The organism is Hydrogenophaga sp., assembly GCF_965657535.1.
Classification (GTDB): domain Bacteria; phylum Pseudomonadota; class Gammaproteobacteria; order Burkholderiales; family Burkholderiaceae_C; genus Hydrogenophaga.
Genome location: NZ_CBFHOP010000001.1, coordinates 66,309 through 81,498 on the forward strand (window position 1 = coordinate 66,309; position 15,190 = coordinate 81,498).

At 61.2% G+C, this 15,190-nt stretch carries 13 protein-coding genes and 1 pseudogene; 13 read left to right on the top strand and 1 reads right to left on the bottom strand.

Translation table 11 applies throughout. The annotated features are described in order from the left end of the window. Positions 1–64 precede the first annotated feature (64 nt). Positions 65–1,111 (top strand): annotated as a pseudogene (locus ACTG4K_RS00430) (NAD(P)H-dependent flavin oxidoreductase); the annotation flags it as partial. Between the two features lie 399 nt (positions 1,112–1,510). On the opposite strand, the gene ACTG4K_RS00435 reads toward ACTG4K_RS00430, so the two are convergent. Next, a complete protein-coding gene (locus ACTG4K_RS00435; RefSeq protein ID WP_439112226.1) occupies positions 1,511–2,653 on the bottom strand; it encodes a hypothetical protein in 1,143 nt (380 codons plus the stop codon). A 57-nt stretch (positions 2,654–2,710) separates the two neighbouring features. On the opposite strand from ACTG4K_RS00435, the gene radA reads away from it, so the two are divergent. The 12 genes from radA to ACTG4K_RS00495 all read left to right on the top strand — a co-directional run bounded on the left by radA (position 2,711) and on the right by ACTG4K_RS00495 (position 15,187). After that, positions 2,711–4,198, top strand: a complete 1,488-nt coding sequence (radA, locus tag ACTG4K_RS00440) for a DNA repair protein RadA (protein WP_439112227.1) — start codon at positions 2,711–2,713, stop codon at positions 4,196–4,198. A 2-nt stretch (positions 4,199–4,200) separates the two neighbouring features. Next, complete coding sequence (locus ACTG4K_RS00445) at positions 4,201–4,629, top strand: glycerate kinase (protein WP_439112228.1); 429 nt, start codon at positions 4,201–4,203, stop codon at positions 4,627–4,629. A gap of 33 nt (positions 4,630–4,662) precedes the next feature. Continuing rightward, a complete protein-coding gene (locus tag ACTG4K_RS00450; protein ID WP_439112229.1) occupies positions 4,663–5,601 on the top strand; it encodes a branched-chain amino acid transaminase in 939 nt (312 codons plus the stop codon). 8 nt (positions 5,602–5,609) lie between these two features. Further along, on the top strand, positions 5,610–5,816 hold the full coding sequence (locus ACTG4K_RS00455; protein WP_305334640.1) for a zinc-finger domain-containing protein: 207 nt from the start codon (positions 5,610–5,612) through the stop codon (positions 5,814–5,816). 721 nt (positions 5,817–6,537) lie between these two features. After that, positions 6,538–7,605, top strand: a complete 1,068-nt coding sequence (gene rfbB, locus ACTG4K_RS00460) for a dTDP-glucose 4,6-dehydratase (RefSeq protein ID WP_439112230.1) — start codon at positions 6,538–6,540, stop codon at positions 7,603–7,605. Beyond that, positions 7,602–8,501, top strand: a complete 900-nt coding sequence (gene rfbD / locus ACTG4K_RS00465; protein ID WP_439112231.1) for a dTDP-4-dehydrorhamnose reductase — start codon at positions 7,602–7,604, stop codon at positions 8,499–8,501. Before rfbB ends, rfbD begins: the two co-directional genes overlap by 4 nt. Before the next feature lie 17 nt (positions 8,502–8,518). Then, the gene (gene rfbA / locus ACTG4K_RS00470; RefSeq protein ID WP_439112232.1) at positions 8,519–9,391 is read left to right on the top strand and encodes a glucose-1-phosphate thymidylyltransferase RfbA; all 873 of its coding nucleotides are present in this window, start codon (positions 8,519–8,521) and stop codon (positions 9,389–9,391) included. Between the two features lie 78 nt (positions 9,392–9,469). Then, positions 9,470–10,021, top strand: coding sequence for a dTDP-4-dehydrorhamnose 3,5-epimerase (gene rfbC, locus ACTG4K_RS00475; protein WP_439112644.1), 552 nt, complete (start codon positions 9,470–9,472; stop codon positions 10,019–10,021). A 25-nt stretch (positions 10,022–10,046) separates the two neighbouring features. Continuing rightward, positions 10,047–11,501: a phosphomannomutase gene (locus ACTG4K_RS00480; protein WP_439112233.1), complete on the top strand. Its 1,455-nt coding sequence runs from the start codon at positions 10,047–10,049 to the stop codon at positions 11,499–11,501. After that, entirely contained in the window at positions 11,498–12,964 is a 1,467-nt protein-coding gene (locus ACTG4K_RS00485; protein ID WP_439112234.1) for a mannose-1-phosphate guanylyltransferase/mannose-6-phosphate isomerase, read from the top strand. The genes ACTG4K_RS00480 and ACTG4K_RS00485 overlap by 4 nt, the downstream gene beginning before the upstream one ends. A gap of 44 nt (positions 12,965–13,008) precedes the next feature. After that, positions 13,009–14,097 carry a GDP-mannose 4,6-dehydratase gene (gene gmd, locus ACTG4K_RS00490; RefSeq protein WP_439112235.1) on the top strand — a complete coding sequence of 363 codons (1,089 nt, stop codon included), beginning with the start codon at positions 13,009–13,011 and terminating at the stop codon, positions 14,095–14,097. Between the two features lie 10 nt (positions 14,098–14,107). Next, the gene (locus ACTG4K_RS00495; protein WP_439112236.1) at positions 14,108–15,187 is read left to right on the top strand and encodes a DegT/DnrJ/EryC1/StrS family aminotransferase; all 1,080 of its coding nucleotides are present in this window, start codon (positions 14,108–14,110) and stop codon (positions 15,185–15,187) included. Positions 15,188–15,190: the final 3 nt, after the last annotated feature.

Here is a 15,190-nt window from a genome sequence, read left to right on the forward strand (position 1 = left end):
GGAACCGTTTGGCGACCGGTGCGGAACGCTGGCCACCAGCGTCCGGTGCACCGACAATCCGCGCATGAAAACCTTGACAAACTTGCTGCACACCGAATTTCCCTTGATCCAGGCCCCGATGGCGGGCGTGCAAGGCGCAGCCCTGGCCATCGCGGTGAGCAACGCTGGCGGCTTGGGCTCGCTGCCGGGCGCCATGCTCACGCCGGACGCGCTGCAACGCGAGCTGGGCGCCCTGTGCGCCGGCACGTCGCGGCCCTGGAACATCAACTTCTTTTGCCACCAGCTACCGGTGCCCGACGCCGCCCACGAGGCGCGTTGGCGCGACGTGCTGGCGCCCTTTTATGCCGAAGCCGGGCTGGACATTTCGGCGGTGCCCGTTGGCGCCGGCCGCGTGCCGTTCAGCCACGCGGTGGCCGACGTGATCGAGCCCTTTCGCCCGCCGGTGGTGAGCTTCCACTTTGGCCTGCCCGCGCCCGACTTGCTGGCCCGCGTGAAAGCCTGGGGCAGCGTGGTGCTGTCCAGCGCCACCACGGTGGACGAGGCGCGATGGCTGGAGGCGCACGGTGCAGACGCGGTGATTGCGCAGGGACTGGAAGCGGGCGGTCACCGGGGGCACTTTTTGTCGCAAGACCTGAGCGTGCAGATGGGCACCCTCGCGCTGTTGCCGCAGATCGTGGCAGCGGTGACCGTGCCGGTGATCGCGGCGGGCGGCATCGCCGACGCGGCAGGCGTGGCCGCTGCCGTGGCGCTGGGCGCCGCTGGCGTGCAGGTGGGCACCGCCTACCTGTGCAGCCATGAGGCCACCACCACCGCACTGCACCGCGCCGCACTGCAAAGCGAGGCAGCGCGCCACACGGCGCTCACCAACGTGTTCACCGGCCGGCCAGCGCGCGGCATCTTCAACCGCGCCATGCGCGAACTCGGCCCCATGAGCCTGGCCGCGCCCGCCTTCCCACTGGCCACCGCCGCCATGGCACCGCTGCGCGCGCACTTTGAAGCGCTGGGCCGTGGCGACTTTTCACCGCTGTGGGCCGGGCAAAACGCCCGCAACTGCCGGTCGTTGCCAGCGGCCGAGATCACCCACCAACTCGCTCAAGCATTCGAATCCATGGCCCCCGCGCGCCACCGCTCGCGCGGATCGCTGCCCCCCGAGGCGGAACCGATTCAAGCTGGAGGCGGCCCAGCGCATGCATCCAAGTTCGTTGTGATCTTTCGCGCCAAAGCCCGCGCGCTCGACGCCGACTACAGCGCCATGGCCGCACACATGCGCGAGCTGGCGCTGACGCAATTTGGCTGCCTGGACTTCACCGCCACCACCGAAGGCGACCAGGAAATTGCGGTGTCGTATTGGCCCGACGAAGCCAGCATCCGCGCCTGGAAACAGCACACAGACCACCTGGCCGCGCAGCGCCTGGGCCGCGAGCGCTGGTACGCCAGCTACTCGGTGGACATTGCCGAGGTGGTACGGCACTACGGCCACCCGGCAACGTAAAACCCCGGAGATACCGGGTCAGCAATAGTCGTCAGGGTCGCGATTGGCGCGCTCGCTGCTTGGCGCGCTGCGCTGCGCATTCAGCCATCGCTTGAGCCCGGCGGGCTCCTGCATCTGCTCCAGGTCATGCTCCAGCTGCGCCACAGCCTGCTCCAGCGCGTCCACCTGCGCCAGCAAGCTTTGCTTGAGCGTGTTCGGGTTGGTCACGGTGCCGGGCGGCAGGTCAAACTCGGCGGCCAGGCGCTGCTGGCGGGCCGCGCGTTCGCGCTCCAGCTCGGCCACCTGCTGCTTGAGCAACAAGGTGAGCGCGGCCAGCTTGTCGTCGGCCAGGCGCGACACGGCCGCCGGGTCGGCCAGCTCGGCGCGCAGCTGGATCTGCATCAGCGTCACCAGGTCTTTGCGGCCATAGGCGGCGTTCGCTTCGCTCATGAGCACGGTTTTGCGCAAGCGCTCTTGCGCGTCGGGTTCGCGGTCGGGGTGCAAGGCGCTGACCAACTGGCGAAAGAGCGTGCGCAACTGGGTATCGGCATCGGCCTGCTGGGCCTGCGCCTGTTCCTGCTCGGCACCCGGTTTTTGGCGGGCTTTGCGGGCATTTTTCTTGTCGCGGCGGCGCGCTTGCGCGGCGTCTTGTGCCTCGCGCCAGCGCGCCATGCCAGCGCGCAACAGTTCTTCTACCGGTGCGTCCGGGTCGGTGTCGGCCAGGGGTTCGCCCAACACCGCTTCCAGCTTGGCGCGCAAGGCGTCGGCAGCGGCCTGCTTTTTCTGCGCCAGCGTGTGGCGGCTGTGTTGATCGTGCAGCGCGGCCATGGCTTTGTCGCCCTCCGCGGCCAGCGTCTGTGCCAGGCGGCACAGCGCGTCGTTGGCGGTGTCGTGTTGCAGCCGGCTCAGGGTTTTGACCTGCAGGCATTCGGCCAGCCACAAGGCCATGTCGCGCATGCGCTGGCGCTGGCGCTGCTGCAGAGGCGCCACCCAGCGGTGCAGTTCTACCCGGTGTGTCTGACCCAAGGTGTCCAGGTCGTCGAGCTGGGTCTTGAGCTTGTCAATGCGGGCCAGTTGCAGGTTGAACGCCCGCGCGGCGTTGGAGGCGGGCACGTCGCCCGGCGCCAGCACGCGCAGCGCCTGCGCCAAGGTGGGGAAAAAAGAATCGGGACTGGTTGACAAGGGGGGTCTCAAAGTAGCGGACTGCGCACGGCGGGACTCGACTATATTGCCAGCCACATGGCCAAAGAAAAAACCCAATACACCTGCAACGAATGCGGCGGCAGCAGCCCCAAGTGGCTGGGCAAATGCCCGCACTGCAACGCCTGGAACACGCTCATCGAATCGGTGGCCGAGTCGTCGGCCCCGGCGAAGAACCGCTTTGCCTCGCTGGCCAAAACCGCGGCGGTGACCGCGCTGGCCGACATTGAGGCCAGCGATGTGGAACGCACCCCCACCGGCCACGACGAACTGGACCGCGTGCTCGGCGGCGGCATTGTCGAAGGTGGCGTGGTGCTGATCGGCGGCGATCCAGGCATCGGCAAGTCAACCCTGCTGCTGCAGGCGCTGGACGCGCTGCAGCGGCGCTGGGAAGCTGCGCCAGGCAACGCGGGGCAGCGCGGGGGCACCTTGAGCGACGCCGGGCCGCCCCAAGGCGCGAAAGCCCCCTCGGGGGGCAGCGGACCTCGCGCAGCGGGGCAGCGTGGGGGCACGCTCTACGTCACCGGTGAAGAAAGCGGCGCCCAGGTGGCGCTGCGCGCACGGCGGCTCGGGCTGGACGGCTCACGGGTCAACGTGTTGGCTGAAATTCAGCTGGAAAAAATACTCGCCACGCTGGACGCGCACCGCCCCTCGGTGGCTGTGATCGACTCAATCCAGACCGTGTATTCCGAACAGCTCACCAGCGCGCCCGGCTCGGTGGCGCAGGTGCGCGAATGCGCGGCGCACCTGACGCGCGCGGCCAAGGCCAGCGGCACCGCCATCGTGCTGGTGGGCCACGTCACCAAAGAAGGTGCATTGGCTGGCCCTCGTGTGCTGGAACACATGGTGGACACGGTGCTGTATTTCGAGGGCGACACACACAGCAGCTTCCGACTCATTCGCGCCATCAAAAACCGCTTTGGCGCGGTGAACGAAATCGGCGTGTTTGCCATGACCGAAAAGGGCCTGAAGGGCGTGAGCAACCCCAGCGCGATCTTTCTCTCGCAACATTCAGAACCCGTGCCCGGCAGCTGCGTGATGGTGACGCTGGAAGGCACGCGGCCCATGCTGGTGGAAATACAGGCGCTGGTGGACACCGGCGGCCCCAGCCCCCGGCGCCTGAGCGTGGGCCTGGACCGCGACCGCCTGGCCATGCTGCTGGCGGTGTTGCACCGCCATGCGGGTGTTGCCTGCATGGACCAGGACGTATTTGTGAACGCCGTGGGCGGCGTGCGCATCACCGAGCCGGCAGCTGACTTGGCGGTGATGTTAGCGATCACTTCAAGCCTGCGTGGCAAGCCGTTGCCCAAGGGCTTTCTGGCTTTTGGCGAGGTGGGCCTGGCCGGCGAGGTGCGCCCGGCACCGCGCGGCCAGGAGCGGCTGAAAGAAGCCGCCAAACTCGGCTTCAGCGTGGCCGTGGTGCCCAAAGCCAACATGCCCAAAAAGAACGACAAGGCCTTTGAGGGGCTGACCGTGCACGGCGTGGAACGTATTGAAGAGGCCATGGAACTGGCCAGGAGCTTGTGAACATGCCCCAACTGCCCCACCGCTTGCGCGCACTGATCTTCCCCGCGCTGGCCGCAGCCATCGCCTACGCCGCGTGGCGCAGCTACGGCCCGCAAGGCCTGTTGCTGGCGGTGCTGATGATCGCTTTCTGGGTCTTGCTGCATTTCACCAAGCTCATGCGCCTGCTGCGCACCGCCGCCACCCGGCCCATGGGCCATGTGCAAGACGCGCGGCGGCTGCACCGGCAGCTGAAACGGGGGCAACCACTGGTTGACGTGGTGCGCCACACGCTGAGCCTGGGGCAGCGGCTGTCCGCACCCGGGCACGAGCCTGAGGTACTCGAATGGCGCGACGAACAAGGCCATGCCGTGACCTGCACCTTTCAGCACGGCCGTCTGGACACTTTTGCGCTGCATCTGGCCAACCCCGAAGACCCGCCGGCCGGCACGTAAAATTCAAACCTCAACCCACTAAAGGCAATGCAAATGTCACCCATTCCCTCAATGTCAGACCGCGACGGCAAGATCTGGATGGACGGCCAGATGGTCGATTGGCGCGACGCCAAGATCCACGTCCTGACCCACACCCTGCACTACGGCTGCGGCGCCTTTGAGGGCGTGCGGGCGTACAAAACGGCCGACGGCGGCACCGCCATTTTTCGCCTGGAAGAGCACACCGAACGCCTGTTCAACAGCGCCAAGATTCTGCGCATGAAGCTGCCCTTCACCAAAGAAGAAGTGAACGAAGCTCAAAAAGCCGTGGTGCGTGAAAACAAGCTGGAAAGCGCCTATATCCGTCCCCTGACCTGGATCGGCGACAAAAAGCTCGGCGTGTCCCCCAAAGGCAACACCATCCATCTGATGGTGGCGGCCTGGTTGTGGGGCGCGTACCTGGGCGACGAAGGCTTGAAGCGCGGCATTCGCGTGAAGACCAGCAGCTACACCCGCCACCACGTCAACATCACCATGACGCAGGCCAAGGCGGTGAGCAATTACACCAACAGCATCTTGGCCAACATGGAAGTGACCGACGAGGGCTACGACGAAGCCCTGTTGCTGGACACCTCGGGCTTCGTGAGCGAAGGCGCTGGCGAAAACATCTTCGTCATCAAAAACGGCGTGATCTACACGCCCGACCTGTCGGCCGGCGCGCTCAACGGCATCACCCGCAACACCGTATTCCACATCGCCAAAGACCTTGGCCTGGAGATCGTGCAAAAGCGCATCACCCGCGACGAGGTCTACATCGCCGACGAAGCCTTCTTCACCGGCACCGCCGCTGAAGTGACGCCCATCCGCGAACTCGACCGCATCGAACTGGGCGAAGGCAGCCGCGGCCCCATCACCGAAAAAATCCAGAGCGCGTTCTTCGACATCGTCGGCGGCCGCAACCCCCAATACGCCCATTGGCTCACGCAGGTTTAAGGCCCACCATGAGCAACGCCGCCATTGAACTGACCGCCAAAGACCTCAACGCCCACGGCGGGGTGTTCTGCCCCAGCCCGCTGGCCGACATGAAGCTGTGGAACACCCACCCCAAGGTGTACCTGGACGTTGCCAAAACCGGTGAAGCCCGCTGCCCGTATTGCGGCACGGTGTACCGGCTGAAGGCGGGCGAGACGGTTGGGCATGGGCATTGAGCCCCTGTATGCGACTTCACCTGGACCTGGGCTGCGGTACAAAGCCCCGCAAACCGTCAGTTTGTGAAGCGTGGTTCGCCATCGGCATTCGCGAGGAATTGTCTGCCCCCGGCGCAAAAGCCATCGTGTCAGCCAACCTCACCCCAGGCGCCTGAGCGGCAGAAGGCATCAGAGCGAAACGGGTGGGGAAAAGAGCCCCATGGGACCCTGCTTTTGAGGACGGTGGCCGCTGCCACAGCCAAAAAAACAGGGGCGAAATGGGACTCTTCTCCATCTGTTGCAGCCAATGCGCTTCTGCTGCGCCGGCTCCTAGGGCATTACACGTTGCGCGGGGGTCGGCGGTGGCAGGTTTCGGTGGCGCTCGGGGTATCTGCGTGGCTTTCACCGCGCACCGTCCCACGTGTTGTGTTCGCAGAAACACCATGGCCAAATGGTCGCCAACCACCTGCGGTGGGGGTGTTGGCCAGTGCATTGCTTTTGATTCCCCTGCGCTTGCTGTTTCCCCCGCGCCACCCATTTTCCGTCTGGCGGGTCGTATCGCCGGCTTGTGGCGGCTTAACAAAAAAACAACTTATCGCCTAATTCGATATTTTTAAAAAAATTACCAACGAAGATAATAGATTTCTATTTATCATTTTAACATCTATAGATATACAATGTTCCGCATTCAAAGCACGGGCTCGCCAATGGGCCTGAAAAATATGGCCCCGGGGAGACTCACATGCTTTTAGTTACTGGCGGCGCCGGCTTCATCGGCGCCAATTTCGTCCTCGACTGGCTCGCTCAACACAATGAGCCCGTCGTCAACCTCGACAAACTCACCTACGCGGGCAACCTGGAAACCCTGGCCAGCCTGCAAGGCGATTCGCGCCATGTGTTCGTGCAAGGCGACATTGGCGACGCTGCCCTGGTGGCCCGCCTACTGGCTGAGCACCGCCCGCGCGCCGTGGTCAACTTTGCGGCCGAGAGCCATGTGGACCGATCCATTCATGGCCCGGAAGACTTCATCCAGACCAACATCGTGGGCACGTTTCACTTGCTGGAAGCGGTGCGCGCTTACTGGGGCGGCTTGCAGGGTGCTGAGCGCGAGGCGTTTCGCTTGCTGCATGTGTCGACCGACGAGGTGTATGGCAGCCTGGGCAAAAACGACCCGGCGTTTTCTGAAACCCACCGCTACGAGCCCAACAGCCCGTACTCGGCCAGCAAGGCCGCCAGCGACCATCTGGTGCGCGCCTACCACCACACCTACGGCCTGCCGGTGCTCACCACCAATTGCAGCAACAACTACGGGCCTTATCACTTCCCCGAAAAGCTCATCCCGCTGATGATCGTCAACGCCCTGGCCGGCAAGCCCCTGCCGGTGTATGGCGATGGCATGCAAGTGCGCGACTGGCTGTATGTGAAAGACCACTGCAGCGCCATTCGCCGCGTGCTGGAAGCCGGACGCCTGGGTGAGGTGTACAACGTGGGTGGCTGGAACGAGAAGCCCAATATTGAGATCGTCAACACCGTGTGCGCGCTGCTCGACGAACTGCGCCCGCGTGGCGACGGCCAGCCCTACGCCAGCCAGATCAGCTATGTGACCGACCGCCCGGGCCACGACCGGCGCTACGCCATTGACGCACGCAAGCTGGAAGCCGAGCTGGGCTGGAAACCTGCCGAGACGTTCGAGAGCGGCATCCGCAAGACCGTGCAGTGGTACCTGGACAACCCCGATTGGGTGGCCCATGTGCAAAGCGGTGCCTACCGCGAATGGGTGGGCAAGCAGTACAGCGGCAGCACGGTATGAAGATCCTTCTGCTTGGCAAGAACGGCCAAGTGGGCTGGGAATTGCAACGCAGCCTGGCACCCTTGGGTGAACTGGTGGCGCTGGACCGCGCAGGCGATGTGGAGCGCGGACTGTGCGGCGATTTGCAAGACTTGGACGGCCTGCGCCAGACCGTGCAGGCGCTGCGCCCTGATGTGATCGTGAACGCGGCCGCCCACACTGCCGTGGACAAAGCGCAGAGCGAGCCCGAGCTGGCCCGGCGCCTGAACGCCGAAGCGCCCGCAGCGCTGGCCGATGCGGCGCAGGCTGCCGGCGCGCTGCTGGTGCACTACAGCACCGACTATGTATTTGACGGCGGCGGCACCGCGCCCTGGGCAGAAGACGCGCCCACCGGCCCGCTGAGCGTTTACGGCACGACCAAGCTCGAAGGCGAGCGCGCCATACAAGCCAGCGGCTGCCGCCACCTGATCTTTCGCACCAGCTGGGTGTACGCCGCGCGCGGTGGCAACTTTGCCAAAACCATGCTGCGCCTGGCCGCCGAGCGCGAACGCCTGACCGTGATTGACGACCAGTTTGGCGCCCCCACCGGCGCCGACCTGATCGCCGACGTGAGCGCCCACGCCGTCCGGCAAACCAACCAGGAGCCCCGACACAGCGGTGTGTACCACCTGGCCGCCGCAGGCGTTACCAGCTGGCACGGCTACGCCCGCTTTGTGCTGGACACCGCGCGCGTGCTGAAGCCCGAGCTACCGAACAAGGCCCAAGACGTGGCGCCGGTCCCCACCAGCGCCTTTCCCACACCCGCGCAGCGCCCGCTCAACTCGCGGCTGAACACTGCCCGCCTGCGCCAGACCTTTGGCCTGGTGCTGCCCCACTGGCAAATCGGCGTGCGCCGCATGCTGACCGAAATCCTCTGACCCACGTTGGAAAACCCATGACACAACGCAAAGGCATCATCCTCGCTGGCGGCTCGGGCACCCGGCTCTACCCCGTGACCCAGGCGGTGAGCAAGCAGCTCATGCCGGTGTACGACAAGCCCATGGTCTATTACCCGCTGACCACGCTCATGCTGGCCGGCATCAAAGATGTGTTGCTCATCAGCACACCCCAAGACACGCCCCGGTTTAATGAACTGCTGGGCGACGGAAGCCAGTGGGGCATGAACATTCAGTACGCCGTGCAGCCCAGCCCAGACGGGCTGGCCCAAGCCTTCATCATTGGCAAAGACTTTGTGGGCAACGACCCCAGCGCGCTGGTGCTGGGCGATAACATTTTTTATGGCCACGACCTGGTGAAGCTGCTGGACAACGCCAACCACCGCACCGCCGGCGCCAGCGTGTTTGCCTACCATGTGCACGACCCCGAGCGCTACGGCGTGGTCAACTTTGACGGCCAGCAACGCGCGCTGGGCATTGAAGAAAAGCCCAAGGCGCCCAAAAGCAACTACGCCGTGACGGGTCTGTATTTTTACGACCAGCAGGTGTGCAGCATTGCCGCCGACATCCAACCGTCGCACCGAGGCGAACTGGAAATTACCGACATCAACAAACGCTACCTGGAGCTCGGCCAGCTCAACGTCGAGATCATGGGCCGCGGCTACGCCTGGCTAGACACCGGCACCCACGACAGCCTGCTGGAGGCCGCTGGCTTCATTGCCACACTGCAAAAACGCCAAGGCCTCATGGTGGCTTGCCCCGAAGAAATTGCGTTTCACCAGCAATGGATCGGCGCCGAAGCACTGCAAAAGCTGGCGCAGCCACTTGCCAAAAATGCCTACGGGCAATACCTGCTGGGTTTGCTGAAATAACGTCCCTGGCTTCTGCGGTAGCTTTTCAGTCATCGCACCCCAGCTTGCACCGCACTCCATCGCTCCTTGAACGCACCCATGCCCTACACCGCTACCCCCACCGCCATTCCTGACGTCTTGATACTGGAACCCAAAGTGTTCGGCGACAGCCGTGGCTTTTTCTTTGAATCCTTCAACGCCCAAAACTTCGCCCAAGCCACCGGCCTGGCCGTGGATTTTGTGCAAGACAACCACAGCCGCAGCGCTCAGGGCGTGCTGCGCGGCCTGCACTACCAACTGCAACAGCCCCAAGGCAAGCTGGTGCGCGTGGTGCGCGGGGCGGTGTTTGACGTGGCGGTGGACATACGCAGAAGCTCACCCACTTTTGGACAGTGGGTGGGCGTGGAGCTGAGCGAAGACAACCACAAACAACTGTGGGTGCCTGCAGGCTTCGCACATGGGTTTTTGGTGTTGAGTGAGTCAGCCGACTTTTTGTACAAGACCACCGATTACTACGCACCTGCGCATGAGCGCTGCATTGTCTGGAATGACCCGGCTATTGGCATTGAGTGGCCTGCAGGCTTGGTGCCCAATTTATCGGAGAAAGACCAGGCCGGACTGGCCCTAAACCAAGCCGAGATTTTTGCGTGAATTGTTAAAGATGTTTCTAAATGAATTGGCTCCGACAGTTGGCTTTGGCACCAGTGGTGTGCGGGCTTTGGTCACCGACCTGTCAGCGCATGTGGTGGCCAGCTATGTGCGCGTGTTCATTCAGCATTTGCGGCAAACCGGTCAAATGAAGCCGGGCACCACCCACTGCGTGGTGGGCTGGGACTTGCGCCCCAGCAGCCCGGCCATTGCCGCTGCGGTATGCGCTGGATTGCTCCAGGAAGGACTGGAATGCGACTGGGCAGGCTGCGTACCTACGCCTGCTCTCGCCTTGCGTGCATTACAAACCGGGTGCCCCGGCATCATGGTGACCGGCAGTCATATTCCTTTTGATCGAAACGGCATCAAGTTTTACACGGCACAGGGTGAAATTCTCAAGGCAGACGAAGCTGCCATGGCGCAGCTGCCACTGCCTGTATTCAGCCCGCAAGACACCTTTTCTGCTCTTTTGAACCAAGGTGTTGCTCAAGTCAAGGCGCAAGCAGCCGACAGTGCAGCACTGACCGACTATGTAAAAAGGTACACCCAGTTGTTACCTGCGCAAACGCTTCAGGGTATGCGTGTGGGCGTGTACCAGCACAGCGCTGTAGGCCGCGACATCCTCGTGCAATTGCTGACTCATTTCGGGGCAACGGTGGTTACTTTGGGACGCAGTGACGCGTTTGTGCCTATTGACACCGAAGCGGTTTCAACAAACGACGAAGCCATGGCCGCCCAATGGTGCGCACAGCACCGGCTAGATGCTGTCGTTTCTACCGATGGGGATGGCGACCGCCCGTGGGTGTGTGACGAACAGGGCCGCTTCATGCGTGGCGACGTATTAGGCACACTCACGGCACTGTGGCTGGGTGTGCACACGGTGGTCACTCCTGTCAGTTCCAATACAGCGCTCGAAAAGTCTGTGCAGTTTCGGCACACCCACCGCACACGCATTGGCTCACCCTATGTGATTGAGGCCATGCAAGCGCTTGAGCAAGCGGGCCACACCCGCGTGGCGGGCTTTGAAGCCAACGGTGGTTTCCTGCTACAGACCCAACAAAACGGCATGCAACCCCTGCCCACACGCGACAGCACCTTGCCCATATTGGCGGTGTTGTGCATGAGCAAGCAGAAAGACAGCGCGTTGTCAGATCTTGCAGCCATGCTCCCAGCACGCTTTACCCAGTCTGATCGCATTCAAAACGTAACGGCGGCGAAGAGTCAGCGACTGATAGCGCAACTGGCTCAAAACCCACAGGCGCTAAAACGTTTTGTAGCATTCACAGGCAACAACCCGAGCAACATAGACCAAACCGATGGCCTTCGAATCACGCTGTCCGATGACGCAATAATCCACCTTCGGCCATCAGGCAACGCGCCTGAACTGCGCTGCTATACCGAGGCCGAAAGTGCAGAGAAAGCCCTGCACTTGCTGAGAAACGGCCTCGAAGAAATACAAAAAACCCTCAGGGAGCAAGAATGAAGTTGATTTCCGTTGTGTTGTCTGGCGGGGCTGGCACGCGCCTGTGGCCAGCTTCACGCCAAGCCTACCCCAAACCATTTATGAAGCTGGGTGGCAGTGCCCTGCTAGAGCAAGCTATTGCCAGGGGCCAAGCCTGTGGCACGGACGATGTGCTCATCGTCACCAACCAAGACCACCTTTTTCTAACCCAAAATCTGGTGGCTGAAATGGGCAGTCCGCCCAGTGTCAGCTATCTGCTTGAGCCCAAAGGCCGCAACACCGCGCCAGCCATTGCGTTAGCCGCTTTGGCTGTAGCCCAACAGCATGGGCGCGACGCCGTCATGCTGGTGCTGGCCGCCGACCATCTGATTCCAGACACCTCAGCCTTTGTGGCCAACGCCCTGGAAGCCACCCGCCATGCCCAGCAAGGCCAGCTGGTGGTGTTTGGCATACAGCCCACGGGGCCTGAAACAGGCTTTGGCTACATAGAAGTGCCCAAGGTGGGCGGCGAACCACAGCCGGTATTGAAGTTTGTTGAAAAGCCCAACCAGATTACCGCCCAAGAGTACTTGGCCACGGGTCGCTATTACTGGAACAGCGGCATGTTCTGCTTCACAGCAGGCACCCTGCTCGACGCTCTGACCCAACAAGCGCCGCAAGTGCATGAAGCGGCAAAAAAAGCCATGGCCAGCTGCAAAACCGAGGCCGGCCAGGGCGCCACAAAAGGCATCACCCGATTCGATGCCCATGCCTTTGGCCTGCAGCCCGACATCAGCATTGACTACGCCGTAATGGAGCGCGCCAACAACGTCACCTTGGTGCCTGCCAAATTTGGCTGGAGCGATGTAGGTGCCTGGCCCGCCGTGGCTGCCGCCCACACGGCAGACAGCAACGGCAACACCATGGCCAGCAACGAACACATTGACTGGATCGATGTGGACACCACCAACACCCATGTGCACATCGACAGCCACGGGCACAAACGCGTGGTCGCCACCATTGGCATCAGCAACGTGGTGATTGTTCACACCCCAGACGCCCTTCTGGTTGCCCACAAGTCCTGCGCACAAGACGTAAAAAAAGTCGTGGACGCCCTCAAGCAGCGGCACATTGACAGCGCGCAATACCAAAGCACCATGCTCCCTTCATCGGTCAATCGGCCGTGGGGCACCTACACAACGCTGAAAGAGGAAAGCGGCTACAAGGTCAAACGCATCACCGTGCGCCCCGGCCAAAGCCTCAGCCTGCAATACCACCACCACCGGGCCGAACACTGGACCGTGGTGCGCGGCCAGGGCGTGGTGCAAATTGGTGAGGTGGAATACCCCACCGGCCCTGGCGAATACCGCTACATCCCTCTCAAAGAAACGCACCGCCTCACCAACACGAGCGAAGAGGAACTGGTGCTGATTGAAGTTCAGGTAGGCGACTACCTGGGCGAAGACGACATCGTGCGGCTTGCCGATAAATACGGCCGCGTTTAAATGCAAAAAACACCATCACAATCATTCAATAACCGAGGAAAAAAATGAAAAAAAAGGCCCTTATTACCGGCATCACAGGTCAAGACGGCGCGTACTTAGCCGAATTTCTCTTAGACAAAGGATATGAAGTACATGGCATTCGCCGCCGGGCCTCTTTGTTCAATACCGATCGTATTGACCATTTGTACCACGACCCACACAGCAAAGGCTATGACCTAACTTTGCATTACGGCGATTTGACCGACTCTTCGAGCCTGATACGTATAGTTAAAGAAGTTCAACCTGATGAAATTTACAATCTAGCTGCGCAAAGCCACGTAGCAGTTTCATTTGAGGAGCCCGAGTACACTGCCAACTCCGACGCCTTGGGCACGTTGCGTATTCTAGAAGCCGTCCGAATTGCCGGATTGGAAAAGAAGACCAAATTCTATCAAGCATCCACCTCTGAGCTTTATGGATTGGTACAAGAAATCCCACAAAAAGAAACCACACCGTTCTACCCGCGCTCCCCCTACGCTGTCGCGAAGATGTATGCCTACTGGATCACCGTCAACTACCGTGAAGCCTATGGCATGTACGCCTGTAACGGCATTTTATTTAACCACGAATCACCCATTCGTGGCGAAACCTTCGTCACACGAAAAATCACGCGCGCACTCGCGCGCATCAAACTGGGCCTGCAAGAATGCCTTTACTTGGGCAACATGAACGCCCTGCGCGACTGGGGCCATGCGCGCGACTATGTGGTCATGCAATGGATGATGTTGCAGCAAGACAAGCCAGAAGATTTTGTGATTGCCACGGGCGAACAGCACTCAGTGCGTGAATTTGTGGAGTTGGCCGCCAAAGAAATCGACGTCCAGATCCGCTGGGAAGGTAAGGATCAAGAAGAAAAAGGCTACGACGTAGCCACGGGCAGATGTATTGTGGCGGTTGACCCACGCTACTACCGACCAGCTGAGGTGGAGACCCTTTTGGGCGACCCCTCCAAAGCCAAAGAGAAACTGGGCTGGGTGCCAACCACCACATTTGCAGAACTCGTGTCCGAAATGATGCGCGAAGATATGAAAGAAGCCAAACGCGACGAACTGGTCAAGCAAAACGGCTTCAAATACTTCACCCCTCACGAGTAAGGTCTTGAACATGATCCCCGTTTACCAACCCTACTTCAATGGTCGTGAAAAAGAATTTGTAAACCAGTGCCTCGATTCCACCTGGATTTCATCCAAGGGCGAATTTATCGGGAAATTCGAGCAAGCATTTGCCGACTATATTGGGGCTGAACACGCAACGACCGTCTCCAACGGCACCGTTGCAATTCATCTCGCGCTGGAAGCACTCGGCATTGGCCTAGGTGACGAAGTCATCGTGCCCACGCTGACTTACATTGCCTCGGTCAACACCATCATCCAGACGGGCGCCAAGCCTGTTTTTGTGGACTCTTTGGAATCCACCTGGCAGGTAGACCCTAAAGACGTTGAAGCCAAAATCACGCCGCGCACGAAGGCTGTCATGGCTGTGCATTTGTACGGCCTGCCCTGCGACATGGATGCGCTCACAAGCATTTGTCAAAAGCACAAGCTGCTTTTGGTTGAAGACTGCGCCGAAGCTTTCGGGACTCTTTACAAAGGGCAGCATGTGGGAACCTTTGGAGACATTGCCACATTCAGTTTTTTTGGCAACAAGACCATCACCACGGGCGAAGGTGGGATGGTCGTAGCCAAAAACAAATCGGTGATGGATCGCGCTTACCTCCTGAAAAACCAAGGTGTTTCACCAAGCCGAGAATACTGGCACGACGTGGTGGCCTACAACTACCGCATGACTAACATCTGCGCAGCCATCGGTCTGGCACAGCTGGAGCAGGCCAGCGACATCCTTGCTAAAAAGAGGCAAGTGGCTCATTGGTACCGTGAGGGTCTAAAGGGCCTGCCATTGAGTTGCCACAGCGAAATGCCAGACACAGCGCACTCCTTCTGGATGTGCTCCATCGCGGTGAACAATTCGGCGCAGCGCAATCCATTGCGTGAACACCTCAAACAAGCAGGAATCGAAACACGACCCCTTTTCTACCCGTCGCACACCATGCCCCACTGTGCCACGCAGGAAACGTTCCCAGTGGCCGAGTCCTTGGCATCCAGAGGTATCAACTTGCCCAGCTACCCGGCTCTTACCGAAGAACAGGTCAAGAGCATTTGCGCAGTGATACGCAAATTCTTCTGATTC